Origin of the sequence: Pseudomonas sp. 22515 (assembly GCF_052044625.1) — a bacterium.
In the GTDB taxonomy this organism is placed as follows: domain Bacteria; phylum Pseudomonadota; class Gammaproteobacteria; order Pseudomonadales; family Pseudomonadaceae; genus Aquipseudomonas; species Aquipseudomonas alloputida.
Genome location: NZ_JBQENN010000006.1, coordinates 146,894 through 161,054 on the forward strand (window position 1 = coordinate 146,894; position 14,161 = coordinate 161,054).

At 61.3% G+C, this 14,161-nt stretch carries 12 protein-coding genes; 4 read left to right on the forward strand and 8 right to left on the reverse strand.

All coding sequences use genetic code 11. The annotated features are described in order from the left end of the window. Nucleotides 1-19: 19 nt before the first annotated feature. Entirely contained in the window at nt 20-1,426 is a 1,407-nt protein-coding gene (locus tag ACTJJN_RS08350; RefSeq protein ID WP_017147776.1) for a transglycosylase SLT domain-containing protein, read from the reverse strand. Nucleotides 1,427-1,583: 157 nt separating this feature from the next. Between ACTJJN_RS08350 and ACTJJN_RS08355 the strand changes: the two genes are divergently transcribed. The 3 genes from ACTJJN_RS08355 to ACTJJN_RS08365 all read left to right on the forward strand — a co-directional run bounded on the left by ACTJJN_RS08355 (nt 1,584) and on the right by ACTJJN_RS08365 (nt 4,430). Continuing rightward, nucleotides 1,584-2,381, forward strand: a complete 798-nt coding sequence (locus tag ACTJJN_RS08355; RefSeq protein ID WP_017147777.1) for a TatD family hydrolase — start codon at nt 1,584-1,586, stop codon at nt 2,379-2,381. A 126-nt stretch (nt 2,382-2,507) separates the two neighbouring features. Further along, complete coding sequence (locus tag ACTJJN_RS08360) at nt 2,508-3,986, forward strand: methyl-accepting chemotaxis protein (protein WP_014753840.1); 1,479 nt, start codon at nt 2,508-2,510, stop codon at nt 3,984-3,986. 75 nt (nt 3,987-4,061) lie between these two features. Then, a complete protein-coding gene (locus tag ACTJJN_RS08365; protein WP_004576795.1) occupies nt 4,062-4,430 on the forward strand; it encodes an Mpo1-like protein in 369 nt (122 codons plus the stop codon). A 41-nt stretch (nt 4,431-4,471) separates the two neighbouring features. Here ACTJJN_RS08365 and ACTJJN_RS08370 read toward each other — a convergent pair whose 3' ends face one another. The 3 genes from ACTJJN_RS08370 to ACTJJN_RS08380 form a co-directional block, all read right to left on the reverse strand. Beyond that, a complete protein-coding gene (locus ACTJJN_RS08370; RefSeq protein WP_014753842.1) occupies nt 4,472-5,269 on the reverse strand; it encodes an acyl-CoA thioesterase in 798 nt (265 codons plus the stop codon). A gap of 76 nt (nt 5,270-5,345) precedes the next feature. After that, nucleotides 5,346-6,125 carry a CHAD domain-containing protein gene (locus ACTJJN_RS08375; RefSeq protein WP_014753843.1) on the reverse strand — a complete coding sequence of 260 codons (780 nt, stop codon included), beginning with the start codon at nt 6,123-6,125 and terminating at the stop codon, nt 5,346-5,348. A 14-nt stretch (nt 6,126-6,139) separates the two neighbouring features. Further along, complete coding sequence (locus ACTJJN_RS08380; RefSeq protein ID WP_003250254.1) at nt 6,140-6,418, reverse strand: lipoprotein; 279 nt, start codon at nt 6,416-6,418, stop codon at nt 6,140-6,142. A 177-nt stretch (nt 6,419-6,595) separates the two neighbouring features. Here ACTJJN_RS08380 and ACTJJN_RS08385 point away from each other — a divergent pair, with 177 nt between their 5' ends. Beyond that, nucleotides 6,596-7,636 carry a patatin-like phospholipase family protein gene (locus ACTJJN_RS08385; RefSeq protein WP_003250250.1) on the forward strand — a complete coding sequence of 347 codons (1,041 nt, stop codon included), beginning with the start codon at nt 6,596-6,598 and terminating at the stop codon, nt 7,634-7,636. 116 nt (nt 7,637-7,752) lie between these two features. On the opposite strand, the gene ACTJJN_RS08390 is transcribed toward ACTJJN_RS08385, so the two are convergent. From ACTJJN_RS08390 to clpX, 4 genes are all read right to left on the reverse strand, one after another. Then, on the reverse strand, nt 7,753-9,624 hold the full coding sequence (locus tag ACTJJN_RS08390; RefSeq protein ID WP_012053068.1) for a SurA N-terminal domain-containing protein: 1,872 nt from the start codon (nt 9,622-9,624) through the stop codon (nt 7,753-7,755). A 181-nt stretch (nt 9,625-9,805) separates the two neighbouring features. After that, entirely contained in the window at nt 9,806-10,078 is a 273-nt protein-coding gene (hupB, locus tag ACTJJN_RS08395; RefSeq protein WP_003250246.1) for a nucleoid-associated protein HU-beta, read from the reverse strand. 152 nt (nt 10,079-10,230) lie between these two features. Continuing rightward, a complete protein-coding gene (gene lon / locus ACTJJN_RS08400) occupies nt 10,231-12,627 on the reverse strand; it encodes an endopeptidase La (protein WP_012053069.1) in 2,397 nt (798 codons plus the stop codon). Between the two features lie 164 nt (nt 12,628-12,791). Further along, nucleotides 12,792-14,075: an ATP-dependent Clp protease ATP-binding subunit ClpX gene (gene clpX, locus ACTJJN_RS08405; protein ID WP_003250242.1), complete on the reverse strand. Its 1,284-nt coding sequence runs from the start codon at nt 14,073-14,075 to the stop codon at nt 12,792-12,794. Nucleotides 14,076-14,161 lie beyond the last annotated feature (86 nt).

The window sequence follows — 14,161 nt, forward strand, 5'->3', positions numbered from 1 at the left end:
ACAATCGATAAAATCGATTTTAACGCTTCGCCACGCGCTCCAGTGCCGCGCGTTCGCGGTTGAAGGCCAAATAGTACTTGTTGATGCTATTGACGAAATTGACCGGCCCCATCCCCACTTGCTCCATGGCGATGCGTTCAGTCTGGAAGAACCACTGGTTACCGTTTAGACCTCGCCGTCGAGCCTCTGCGCGCATGGCCTGAACCCGCTCGGGGCCGAGGTTGTAGGCTGCCAGCACAAAGGCCATGCGCTCACGCTCGTTGATCTTGGCACTGGCAAAAAACTTGCGCCGGATAAGCGCCAGGTAACGGGCACTGGCCAGGACATTGCCATCTACCGTTGCAGTGTTGCTCACCCCCACCCGCTGGGCTGCCGAAGGGGTAATCTGCATCAGGCCATGGGCACCGCCAGTACCGCGTGCAGCCGGGTTGAGCGTCGACTCCTTGAAGGCCAATGCAGCCAGGTTGAGCCAGTCGATCTGTTGCGCCTGGCCATGCTTCTGCAACACCGCCCGCACCGATGCCAGACGCTGGCGGTCCTTGCTGGCCAACGGGTTGTGTACCCGGTACTGGCGGCGGTAGATGCGCTCGAACGCCGCATCCTGGTTATCTGGCGCGCGGTAACCTTGCAGAAAGTGATCGACTGCGGCCAACAATTGCGGCGCATCACGCCCTACATACCAGCGCATGGCTTGCGGCGCACCCAGGCGCACCCGGCTGTCCAGGCGCAGGCGCGGCATAACCCGGGCCCAACGCCGGGCAATGGGCTGCTCGACCATGGTCAGGTGGTAGATGCCTGCCTGTACCATCTCCAGCACATCCTCCACCGCCAGCGTCGAATCGACCCACTCCACTTTGATCGGCGGCCGCTTGCGCAGTGCCAGTTGCTGGTTGACCTGCTGGATCAATGGTCCGGCGGCACTGGCGCTGGTCAACGCCACGGTACGCCCTGACAGCTGTTCGACCTTGCTGAAACTTCGCTCGCCTTTGCGCCCGACCAGCATCAGCGGCACTTGGTCGAGTATCGGCGCGCTGCTACGAACACCATTCACCGTAGTGGGGTCAAGCAGCTCGCCTGGCGCGGCCAGGTCACCCTCGCCGCGGGCCAGGGCGCCCAGCAACTGTTCCTTGGCCCGCGGGATGAGCTTTAGCTGGATCTGCTGGTCGTCGGCCGTACGAGCATTGAGGAAATGCTCCAGGGCGCGCAGGCGATAATACTCAATGCCGACTGGCTCGCCCTTGACCTCACCGGAACTGTTGCGGCTCTGGTTGACCAGCACTCGCAGTACTTTGCTGGTACGAATCTGCGGCAGGTCACGCACCTTGGCAGGCGGTATGTGCTGCTGTGGGCCCGGCGAGCGCGCCTGGGCGGGGCCGGTAAAGATCAACCCCAACGTCAGCAGAAAAATGAGCCAGCATCGCTGCATGCGAAAACGTGTCCGTGGTCGGTGAGCGGCATCCATGGGTTGCACCGCCAAGTGATAAACGACGGTAAATGACCACGGCAACAGCATGAAGTTCTTGGTTTTTTCAGAAAAACGCGCTTTTTGCTATGCTGGCCGCCCCGCGGCACGAGATAGCACCATGCAACTGATCGATATCGGCGTCAACCTGACCAACAGCAGTTTCCACGACCAACAGGCCGCAATCGTCGAGCGCGCGCTGGAGGCCGGCGTTACGCAAATGCTGCTGACAGGCACCAGCCTGGCGGTCAGCGAACAAGCCCTGGAACTGTGCCAACAACTGGATACAAGCGGTGCCCACCTGTTCGCCACGGCCGGCGTGCACCCTCACGATGCCAAGGCCTGGGATGCCGACAGCGAGCGCCAGCTGCGACGGTTGCTGAGTGAACCGCGCGTACGCGCGGTGGGCGAATGCGGCCTGGATTTCAACCGCGACTTTTCCCCTCGCCCGCTGCAGGAAAAAGCCTTGGAAGCCCAGCTGACACTGGCTGCGGAGCTGCGCCTGCCGGTGTTCCTGCACGAGCGCGATGCCAGCGAGCGCTTGCTGGCGATTCTCAAGGACTACCGCGACCACCTGACCGGCGCGGTGGTGCACTGCTTCACCGGTGAGCGTGAGGCGCTGTTCGCCTACCTGGACCTGGACCTGCACATCGGCATTACCGGCTGGATCTGCGACGAACGCCGCGGCACTCACCTGCACCCGCTGGTGGGCAACATTCCTCAAGGCCGGCTGATGCTGGAAAGCGACGCGCCCTACCTGCTGCCGCGCAGCTTGCGGCCCAAGCCCAAGAGCGGGCGCAACGAGCCGGCGTTCTTGCCGGAGGTACTGCGCGAGGTGGCCTCGCATCGCGGTGAATCAGCCGAGCACACGGCGGCGCATACCACGGCAACGGCGCGGGCTTTCTTCCAGCTCCCCTGAGTCTCGCGTGTTTCTGCGGGGCGGGTCAGCACAGTTGATATGCATCAACACATGTCTAGGAGGATGAGGGCACAATGATGGCACCTTGCCAATATTGTTTCCGCTCAACTCAGAGAAGACCTGCCCATGGGTGCCTGGCTTAGCAATGTTTCCCTGAAGTACAAGTTCTGGGCCGTCAACGCAGTGGCCTTTGTCACCACCTTGCTGCTGGTGCTGTACGCCGTGCACCTGGAGCAACGCGCACGTGCCGAGGCGGCTCAGGCCCAGGCGGCCGCGCAAGCCCAGTTGCTGGCCGCCTGGCCAGCCGGGCAAGCATTGCCACGCCCGGCCAACGTCATCAGTTGGTCAACCGGGCAAACGCCAACCTACGCCGGGGAGGCGCTCGATGCCCTGCGCAACGCCCAAGGCTGGGTAGCACTGCCGAGCGCCTGGGTCCTCGGCGAAAACCCACTGCGTGGCGCACAGGTGCTGCGCAGTGGCGACCAGCAGTTAGCTGTGCTGGCCCAGTCACCCAGTTTGCGCCAGGTCTTCTTCGATCGTTTCAGCAATTACGCGGTGTGTGTGCTGATCCTGATGCTGGCCATGCTCGGCGCCTCCCAACTGCTGATCCGCTTCCTGCTCAGCCAACTCAACACCCTCAAGGACGTGATGCTGCACGTGGAAAAGACCGGCGACCTGTCGGCCCGCGTACCGCTAGCCAGTGGCGACGAGGTCGGCCAGATGGCTGGGGCCTTCAACGCCATGCAGTCCACCTATCACCGCGTGGTCAGCACCGTCGCCCACAGCGCAGCACAGTTGGACTCGGGCGCTGCACGCCTGGCCGCCAGCATGAGCGACGTACGCCATGGCATGCTCGGCCAGCAGAGTGAAACCGACCAGGCCGCCACTGCCATCAACGAAATGTCGGCGACCGTGCACCACATTGCCCAGCACGCCGGTGCCACCCGCGATTTGTCACAAACCGCCGACACCTTGGCCGGCAGCGGTCAAGCGGTGGTCAGCCGAGTGCAGGATTCGATTTCCGGGCTTTCCAGCGGCGTGCAACAAACTGCCGAGATGATTCGACAACTAGCCGAGGACAGCCAGAAGATCAACGGTGTAGTCAGTGTGATCCACAGTATTGCCGAACAGACCAACTTGCTGGCGCTTAACGCTGCCATCGAAGCCGCGCGCGCCGGCGACCTGGGCCGTGGCTTTGCCGTGGTGGCCGATGAAGTGCGCAACCTGGCCAAACGCGTGCAAACCTCTACGGATGAGATCACCACCATGGTTTCGGCCCTGCAGTCGGGCACCCGCGATGCGGTGGAGTTCATGCAGGAGAGCTCGTACAAGGCCGACGACTGTGTGCGTCAGGCACAGGAAGCCGGTGAGGCGCTGGCTGAAATCACCGGTGCCGTGGCGCAGATGCGCGAAAGCAATACCCAGATCGCTGTAGCGGCCGAGCAGCAAAGCCAGGTAGCCGAGGAAATGAACCGCGCGGTGGTCAGCATCCGCGATGTCACCGAGCGGACCGTGCAGCAGACGGTCGGCTCGGCGACCACCAGCAGCGAACTGGCGACCCTGGCCGGCGAACTGAACAAGGCCATTGGCCAGCTCAAGCTATAGTCACCATAGCCAGCTTCGATTGGCCCCCGCGTGGGGGCCGCACTAAGCTTTGGGCATGACCGAGAGGAAATCCCCATGAGCAAACGCCTGCCCAATCTTCCCGCCTGGCAATGGCGCGGCTACCACCATAATCACCGCCACCCGGCCAACCTGGTGCTGCACCTGATTGCTGTGCCGTTGTTCATTCTAGGGACACTACTGGTGCTGTCCGGCCTGTTCGGTTTCGACCTCGGCCAGATCGCGGTGGGTGTGATTGCCCTGGTCGCCGCGCTGGGCCTGCAGCGCCAAGGCCACCGCCTTGAAGCCCAGCAGCCCGAGCCGTTCGCCAACCGCCAGGATGCTGTGCAGCGCTTACTGACCGAGCAGTTCATCACCTTTCCGCGCTTTGTGGTGAGCGGGGCCTGGTGGAGGGCCTGGCGCGAACGGCACAAGCACCGACACTGAGCCAGCTGCCGGAGCACTGCTTGTGAGCAGCCTGGTAAGGATCAGGCGAAAACGGTGACGGTCTGCCGGCTCAAGGCCAACAACTCGCCCTGCGCCGTCCACAACGCTGCGGCAGCATGACCATAGCCATCCCGCGCATGTTCGGTCTCCACGCAGTACCGGCACCATTCCTGGGTCGAAAGCTTCGCCGTTGGCTGGATGAACTCGATGGTCCAGGTCAGCGTACTGCCCGCAGCGGGCTGCTTGAGAAACGGCATAAGGCTGGGCGGCCACGCATCCACCAACGCCAGCAAGTGCGCCTCGTTCACCGGCTCGTCAGCCACATCCCGCAAACGCACCCAGCCGCCCATCTTGCGCGACTGATTGCCACTGAACGGCAGCCCGCCTACTGCCCAGCGCAGGGCCACATGGCGCATGAACTCCGGGGTGACGCCTTTGATATAGGGCAACTCCGGGGCCGCTTCTTCGAGCGCAGGCATTTCAATGGCCGGTAACGCCGGCACTTCGACCACCGAAGGGCGGCCCGCACCGAAATTGCCCTGCACCAAAGTCACCACCTGGCCATCCTGAACCGCGCGGCCCAGCAACGTGCTAACCGCCTTGCCTTCGCGCAAAACCTCCACCTCGAAGCGGATGGGCACATCCGCCGCCGCGGGTGCCACGAAGCTGATGGCCAATGAGCGTACCGGGCGGTTGTCGCTGATCTTGAGGCGCATGATTTCATAGACCATAGCCGCCATCAGCCCGCCAAAGGCAGCGCGCCCCTGGGCCCAGCTGGGCGGAATGCTGACCGAATCCGGGTTGGCCCGTACGGCGTCGAGGAGTTGGTTGAAATTCATTGGCCGGCTCCTGCCTGCAAAGAAAAAGTCCGCTCATCCTAGCCAGCAAACGCCGGGCAATCAGCCCGCATATCGGTCATTTTCCGTGATAACGCCGCGCCAGCGCCTCTTGCAGGGCGTCCAGCGTCACATCTGACTGGCGCTCCGCCTCATGCAACCCCTGCTCCCAACCAGCCTTGCAGGGGAGCAGGTCGGCATGATCGCGGGCTTGCAGCAGCCATTGCAGGCGGTCGTGCCAATCCCCCAGGTTGCCCTGTGCCTTTTTCAACAGACGTTGCAGTTTCTTCCCAGCGTGATCGAGTTGCGGGTAGGCCTCATCGCCATAGCGCGCACGCTTGATCAGCAAACGCAGGCGGTGGCGATCGTGAGCCGGGTCCTGCAACGCTTTGTGCAACTTGCGCCACTGCTTGACCAGGCGCTTGTCGATGCGTTTGCCCAGCGACTTGACCAGCCCCTCCCGGCCCGCCGCTCGCAGGAACAATGGAAAGGCGTCGAGAATTGCCAATACCCTGGCCAGCTGTGGGCTGGCAGCGACACTGGCGAAAGTCCTGTCTCGCCCCTCCAGACGCCGCTGGCCGGCTGCCGCATGACCGCGCCCGATCAGCTCGGCCGCCAGCACCTCGCGATCACGCAGCGGCGTGGTAAGGGTCCCCAGCGAACGTGCAGCATCCTCCAGCTGCTCCACGCCAGGCAGCCCACGCAGCGGCCTCAGCAGACTGCGCAGGCGCCGCAAGGTGATACGCAGGTCGTGCAAGGCCTCGCTGTCGGTATTGGCAGCCAGGCGTTCACGACAGGCCAGCAAGCGCACCTGCAAGGTCAGTATCTGGGCAACGACATGGTCGAGCATGGCTGACATACGATGCTCCCTGTTCAGCGCCCGGCGCGAGATTCACGAATGTAGAACCGCGCCTTTTCGGCTTTGCGGGTACAGCTTTCGTAGCCTTCGAACTGCTGCTGGGTCTTGGCCCCGGTCAGCAGTGACAAGGCTTTGGAATAACTTACAGCACCGGCAAAGCCTTCGGCCTTGGCCAGGTCCAGTTCCTTCCAGGCGGCATCCAGCTGGGTCGCGCAGCTGTCACGGTAGGCCGTCTTGCCCGCGCAGCCAGCTAGGGCCAAGGCAATCAGTGGAAGGCAGATCCAGGCTTTCATCAGTAATACCTCTATGGAAAAACAGTGGCTGTTCGACGCTCCGACAGCTGGAAAGTGCCATGCCCAGCCGGCTTTGCCTGGCCAGTTTTATTACAGTAGCTCAGCACGATCTACATTGAAGCACAGGCAGCGATGGGTGCATTGTAGGACCATGATGGCACTGGCCGGGGAAAGTTCATGAGCAAACGTGTGGCACTGGTACTGGGATCGGGCGGCGCCCGAGGGTATGCGCACATCGGCGTGATTGAGGAAATCGAGCGCCGCGGCTACGACATAGCCTGCGTCGCAGGGTGTTCCATGGGCGCGGTGATTGGCGGTATCTATGCCGCCGGCAAGCTGGACGAGTATCGCAACTGGATCGAAAGCCTCGACTACCTGGATGTGCTGCGCCTGGTCGACGTCAGCTTTCGCCTCGGTGCGATTCGCGGCGACAAGGTGTTCGGGCAGATCCGCAAGATCGTCGGCGAGATAAACATCGAGCAACTGCGCATACCCTACACCGCAGTGGCCGCCGACCTTACCAACCAGCAGGAAATCTGGTTCCAGGAGGGTTGCCTGCATCAGGCCATGCGCGCCTCAGCGGCCATTCCCAGCCTGTTCACGCCAGTGATGCAAGGCAACCGCATGCTTGTCGACGGTGGCATCCTCAACCCGCTGCCAATCGTGCCGGTGGTGTCCAGCCATTGCGACCTGATCATCGCGGTCAACCTCAACGCCACCAACCAGAAGCAGTACCAGTTGCCGGTGATCGAGCGCCCGGCGGCATTCAAGATGCGCTTTGACGCCTTGTTGAGCTCGCTGGGTTCACGCTTGCCATTCCGGCGCAAACCGGCGGAAGAGCTGATCCGCATCGAAAAGGAAATCGTCGCCGAGGGGTTGGCACCGCCAAGCCCGTGGCTTGCCGACAGCGCCGACCCGGAAAACCAGCAACCGGCAGCGGCCCCGGAGCGCGAGGGCGCACCGAAGTCGGCCACCGGCTCTTTCATCATCGACAACGTGGGGCCAGCCTCGCTGTTGGACTTGATCAACCAGAGCTTCGAGGTCATGCAGACTTCGTTGGCACAGTACAAGATTGCCGGCTATCCACCGGATGTGCTGATCAACGTGCCCAAGCGGGTGTGCCGGTTTTTCGAGTTCTACAAAGCGCCGGAGCTCATCGCCCTGGGGCGAGAGATTGCACGCGATACGCTGGACAGTTATGAAGGGGTGAAGCGGTAGCACCTGGTTGGCGTCGCCCCTGAAGGCGGTGTGGTCTTCGACAATGACCGTGCTCGCGGCTGGCAAAAACGAAACAGGCCGCACGAGGCGGCCTGTTTCTTCATGCAACGAACACCTTAGTAACGGGTGATGTCTGCATTGGCTTCCAGCTGCTTGCGGTAAGCCGCAAAGTCCTGCTGGCCAGCACGGGACGCGAGGTAGCGGCGAATCTGCTGCTTCTCTTCGTCGGTGGCGGTAGCGCCGTCGTTCACACCCTTGAGCTGCAACACCACCAGGCTTCCGTCACGCAGCACCACACTGCCATACACAGGCTTGTCCTTGGCTTGCGGCTTGCCCAGACGGAACAGTGCCTGCAGTTCGGCCGGATCTATACCGTCCTCGCCACGGGTGACTGCTTCATAGGCTTTCCAGCCTTGGCCTTCGTGAACGCTGCCTGCTGCGATGGAACCGTCACGCAGGCCGGCAATCAGCTTGTCTGCCTTGGCCTTGAGTTCGGCAGTCGCCTTCTCTTTGGCCAGGTGCTCCCTGATGTTCTTGGCCACAGCGTCCAGCGGCAGTTGCTCTGGTTTGCGGTGTTCCTTGACGCGCAGCACCACGGTGGTCTCAGGGTCGAGCTCGATGGCGGTGCTGTTGGCACCCTCATCCAGCACTTCTTCAGAGAACGCCGCCTGCACCACCGCACGGTTGGCGGTAATGCCTTCACCGCCCTCACGGCCGAAGGCCGCGGAGGTGTGCACCTTGAGGTTCAGGTCCTGGGCCGGCTGGGCCAGGTCGGAAGCCTCGTAGGCAGCATCCTGCAGTTGCTTGCTGGCGTCGACATAACGCTGCTCGACCAGCGGCATCTTCAGATCGCGGGTCAGTTTGTCCTTCAGGCTGGCGAAGCTCGGTACTTCTGGCGCCTGGACGCCCAGCAGCTTGATCAGATGGTAGCCAAACTCGGTGCGCACCGGAGCAGATACCTGGCCATTCTGCAGCTGGTACAGCGCCTCTTCGAAGGCCGGGTCGTATACGCCCGGGCCGGCAAAGCCGAGGTCACCACCGCTGGTGGCGGAGCCTGGGTCCTGAGAGAACTCTTTGGCCAAAGCGGCAAAGTCCTCACCCTTGGCCAGACGCTGCTCGATCTCTTCGGCGCGGGCCTTGGCCTGGGCGTCGCTGACCTTGTCGTTGACCTCGATGAGGATGTGCGCGGCATGGCGCTGCTCGGCCAGGTTGGCGATTTCCTTCTCGTACTGGGCCTTGAGCTCTTCGTCGGTCACTTTGACCTGATCGAAGAACGCCGACTTCTTCAGCTCGATGTAGTCGATCACGACCTGGTCAGGCGACATGAACTCCTTGGCGTGCTGGTCGTAGTGCGCCTTGACCTCTTCGTCGCTGACCTTGACTGCGGCCGGGTCGGCCTTGAACGTCAGGGAGGCGAAGTCGCGGGTCTGCTTCTCCAGGCGAGCGAAGGCATCGACCTGTTGATCGGTGACGAAGCTGCTGCCGGCCAGGCCGGTGCGCAGTTGGCCGATGAGCATTTCCTCGCCGAGCATCTCGCGGAACTGCATACGGCCGTAGCCCATCTGGCGGATCACCTGGTCGAAACGGTCAGCGCTGAACTTGCCGTCCACCTGGAACTCAGGGGTCTGCAAGATCACCTGATCCAGCGCGGCCTCGGAGAATGCGAACTTGGCATCCTCAGCACCTTGCAGCAGCAGCTTGCGACTGATCAGCCCCTTGAGTGCCTCCTCTCGCAGCAACTTGTCATCCAGCAGCGCCGGGTCGAAATCCTTGCCCAACTGTTGCATCAGTTGACGGCGCTGCATGTCGGCCGCCTGGCTCAGTTCGTTCTGGCTGATGGTCTGGCCGTTCACCTTGGCGGCGTCCTGGCTATGAGTGGCGGCCTGGAAAATGGCTTCGAAACCGGTCAATGCCATCAACACGACGATAAGGCCGATGATGGTCTTGGCAATCCAACCTTGTGAATTGTCCCTGATATTTTGCAGCATGCGTCCCCCAGAAACGGCTGTACCACTGCGTCGACAACCGCGGAGCGTGGGTAGAATCCTGATAAAAGAAAGGCGCATCCGAGGATGCGCCTTTTCTTAGCAAACGTGTCAGGCGGGAACGTTTGCGCCCCGCCATCACCGTGCTCGGACCAGGCCAGGCCGGGTCCGGCTGAAAGACGACTTAGTTGACGGCGTCTTTCAGGCCTTTGCCTGCCTTGAAACCTGGAACCTTGGCGGCTTCGATCTTGATTGCCTTGCCGGTTTGCGGGTTGCGGCCGGTACGCTCGGCGCGCTCCTTGACCGAGAAGGTACCAAAGCCAACCAGTACCACATCGTCACCTTGCTTCAGGGCGCCGGTGACGGATTCGATGACTGCGTCCAGCGCACGGCCGGCTACAGCTTTCGGGATGTCTGCAGATGCGGCGATAGCGTCAATCAGTTCCGACTTGTTCACTCTAAGTCCCCTTATTTCTCTATTGAGTTTGTTTCTAAGTATGTAATGAAAAGCTTATGAAACGTGTGCTGGGAGGCATGGCGACAATAACGTGCCGCTTTATAGCAAGGCGCCGAAAATACTGTCAAGGAAAGCCCCCCAGCCAAAAACTACTAATGCGTGCTGATTCTTTCCTTAGCATCGCCGTCGCGCTTCTCGTCTTTCGCGACAATCTCCGGAGCCACATCTGGCAAGGGCTCCGGGGCGTATTGCAGCGCAATTTGCAGGACTTCGTCAATCCATTTGACCGGTTTGATCTGAAGATCCTGTTTGATATTTTCAGGAATCTCCTTGAGATCGCGAACATTCTCCTCGGGAATGATCACCGTCTTGATCCCGCCACGGTGTGCCGCCAGCAGTTTTTCCTTCAGCCCGCCAATGGCCAATACCTGGCCACGCAAGGTGATTTCGCCGGTCATGGCCACGTCGGCACGTACCGGAATCTGCGTCAGCGCCGACACCAGTGCGGTGCACATTCCGATACCGGCACTTGGGCCGTCCTTCGGCGTGGCGCCCTCAGGCATGTGAATGTGCACGTCATGCTTCTCGTGGAAGTCGGCAGCAATCCCCAGGCTGCGGGCGCGGCTGCGCACCACGGTCTGCGCGGCGGTAATCGACTCGACCATGACATCGCCCAGCGAGCCGGTCTTGATCAACTGGCCCTTGCCGGGGATGACCACGGCCTCGATGGTGAGCAACTCGCCACCCACCTGGGTCCACGCCAGGCCGGTTACCTGGCCGATCTGATCCTGCTGCTCGGCCAGGCCATAGCGGAACTTGCGCACGCCCAGCAGGTGCTCCAGCTGCTCGCTGGCCACCTTGACCTTGACCTGCTTCTGCCCGGTATGTTCCTTGACCACCTTGCGGCAGACCTTGGCAATTTGCCGCTCCAGGCCCCGCACACCGGCTTCACGGGTGTAGTAGCGGATGATGTCGCGAATCGCCGAGATGTCGACGTCCAGCTCTTCCTTCTTCAAGCCGTTGGCCTTGACCTGCTTGGGCACCAGGTACTTGACCGCGATGTTGATCTTTTCGTCCTCGGTGTAGCCAGGCAGACGGATGACTTCCATCCGGTCCAGCAGCGCCGGCGGGATGTTCATCGAGTTCGAGGTGCACAGGAACATCACGTCCGAGAGGTCGTAGTCGACCTCCAGGTAGTGGTCGTTGAAGTTGTGGTTCTGTTCAGGGTCGAGCACCTCCAGCAGTGCCGAAGCGGGGTCACCGCGCATGTCGCTGCCCATCTTGTCGATCTCGTCGAGCAGGAACAACGGGTTGCGCACACCCACCTTGGTCATTTTCTGGATCAGGCGACCCGGCATGGAGCCGATGTAGGTACGGCGGTGGCCACGGATCTCGGCCTCGTCACGCACGCCACCCAGGGCCATGCGCACGAACTTGCGGTTGGTGGCGGCAGCGATCGACTCGGCCAGCGAGGTCTTGCCGACACCGGGTGGCCCGACCAGGCACAGCACCGGACCGCGGATCTTCTTGACGCGCTTCTGCACGGCAAGGTATTCGAGGATGCGTTCCTTGACCTCTTCCAGGCCATAGTGGTCGGCATCGAGGATTTCCTCGGCCTTGGTCAGGTCCAGACGCACCTTGCTCTGAGCCTTCCACGGCACCTGCACCAACCAGTCGAGGTACGAGCGCACCACGGTAGCTTCGGCCGACATCGGAGACATTTGCTTGAGCTTGTTCAGCTCCGCCTGAGCCTTGGTCAAGGCATCTTTAGGCAGACCTGCGGCTTCGATGCGCTTTTTCAGCTCTTCGACTTCATTGTGGCCTTCATCACCATCGCCAAGTTCTTTCTGAATGGCCTTCATCTGCTCATTCAGGTAGTACTCGCGCTGGCTGCGCTCCATCTGCTTCTTGACCCGGCCGCGAATGCGCTTTTCGACCTGCAGGAGGTCGATTTCGGCATCCAGCAGTGCCAGCACGTGCTCGACACGGGTCGTCAAGTCGACGATTTCAAGAATTTCCTGCTTCTGCTCGATCTTCAGGGCCATGTGCGCGGCCATGGTGTCGACCAGGCGCCCTGGCTCGTCGATGCTGTTCAGCGAAGACAGCACTTCGGCAGGCACCTTCTTGCCCAGCTGAACGTATTGTTCGAACTGCGACAGCAGCGTGCGCACGAACACTTCCGACTCGCGCTCGGCAGTGTCGGTTTCGTCGATCAGGGAGACTTCGGCACGGATGTGCCCTTCAACTTCGGAGAAGCGCTCGACCGCACCGCGCTGCTCGCCTTCGACCAGCACCTTAACGGTGCCATCAGGCAGCTTCAGCAGTTGCAGCACGGTGGCAACGGTACCGACGCGGTACAGGGCGTCCTCACCCGGATCGTCGTCGGCTGGGTTCTTCTGGGCCAGCAGAAGGATCTGCTTTTCGCCCGTCATCGCCGCCTCGAGGGCTTCGATGGACTTTTCGCGCCCCACGAACAGCGGGATAACCATGTGCGGGTAAACAACGACATCGCGCAATGGCAAAAGAGGCAAGTCGAGGGTGGTCTTCATGATTTCGCCTCTACAGCGGCCTTATGGCCGGAAACCGGTGGAAATGATGCTTGGACCTAATGTGGGGGCACGCTTGAGAAATTACAAGCGCTTGCACAGGAAAAGCAGAAAGGGGCCCGTAGGCCCCCTTCTTGCTTGCAACCGAGAACCGGCCATTGCCTGAATCAGGCGTCTGGCGCGGCTTTGGCTTGCGGTTCGCTGTTTTCGTAAATCATCAGCGGCTGCGAGGTACCTTCAATGACGCTCTCGTCGATAACCACCTTGCTGACATCCTTTTTCGAAGGAATCTCATACATGGTATCGAGCAGCACGCCTTCGAGGATCGAACGCAGGCCACGAGCGCCAGTCTTGCGCTCCAGGGCCTTGCGTGCAACGGCCTTGAGCGCATCGCTGCGGAACTCGAGGTCGACGCTTTCCATCTCGAACAGCTTGGCATACTGCTTGGTCAGGGCATTCTTCGGCTCGGTGAGGATCTGCATCAACGCAGCCTCATCCAGCTCGTCGAGGGTAGCCAGTACCGGCAGGCGGCCGACGAATTCCGGAATCAGGCCAAACTTGACCAGATCGTCCGGCTCGACCTCACGCAGGGACTCACCAACCTTCTTGCCCTCTTCCTTGCTGCGCACTTCGGCACCAAAACCGATGCCGCCTTTGGTGGAGCGGTTCTGGATGACCTTTTCCAGGCCCGAGAACGCACCACCGCAGATGAACAGGATGTTGCGGGTATCAACCTGCAGGAATTCCTGTTGCGGGTGCTTGCGGCCGCCTTGCGGCGGGACCGAGGCCACGGTGCCTTCGATCAGCTTCAGCAGTGCCTGCTGCACGCCCTCGCCCGAGACATCACGGGTAATGGACGGGTTGTCCGACTTGCGCGAGATCTTGTCGATTTCGTCGATGTAGACAATGCCCATCTGGGCCTTTTCCACGTCGTAGTCGCACTTCTGCAACAGCTTCTGGATGATGTTTTCGACGTCCTCACCCACATAACCGGCTTCGGTCAGGGTGGTGGCGTCAGCAATGGTGAACGGTACGTTCAACAGGCGTGCCAGGGTTTCGGCGAGCAGGGTCTTACCCGAGCCGGTCGGCCCGATGAGCAGGATGTTGCTCTTGCCCAGTTCGACTTCGTCACCCTTCTTGTCACGCTGGTTCAGGCGCTTGTAGTGGTTGTACACCGCTACGGCCAGCACCTTCTTCGCGCGCTCCTGACCAATCACGTACTGGTCCAGGATGCCGCTGATTTCTTTCGGCGAAGGCAATTTGTGCGCGCTGCTCTCGGCCTGGGCTTCCTGCACCTCCTCACGGATGATGTCGTTGCACAGGTCGACGCACTCGTCGCAGATAAATACCGAGGGCCCGGCAATCAGTTTGCGCACTTCGTGCTGGCTTTTGCCGCAGAAGGAGCAATAAAGCAATTTGCCGCTGTCCTCGCCGTTACGGGTGTCAGTCATTCGATCGATCCAATCCGGTAGGCTTGCAACACAAGATGAAGGCAATTGCGGGCTTTTTCAAGTCCGCAGGTAGGCGCTTTCGACGC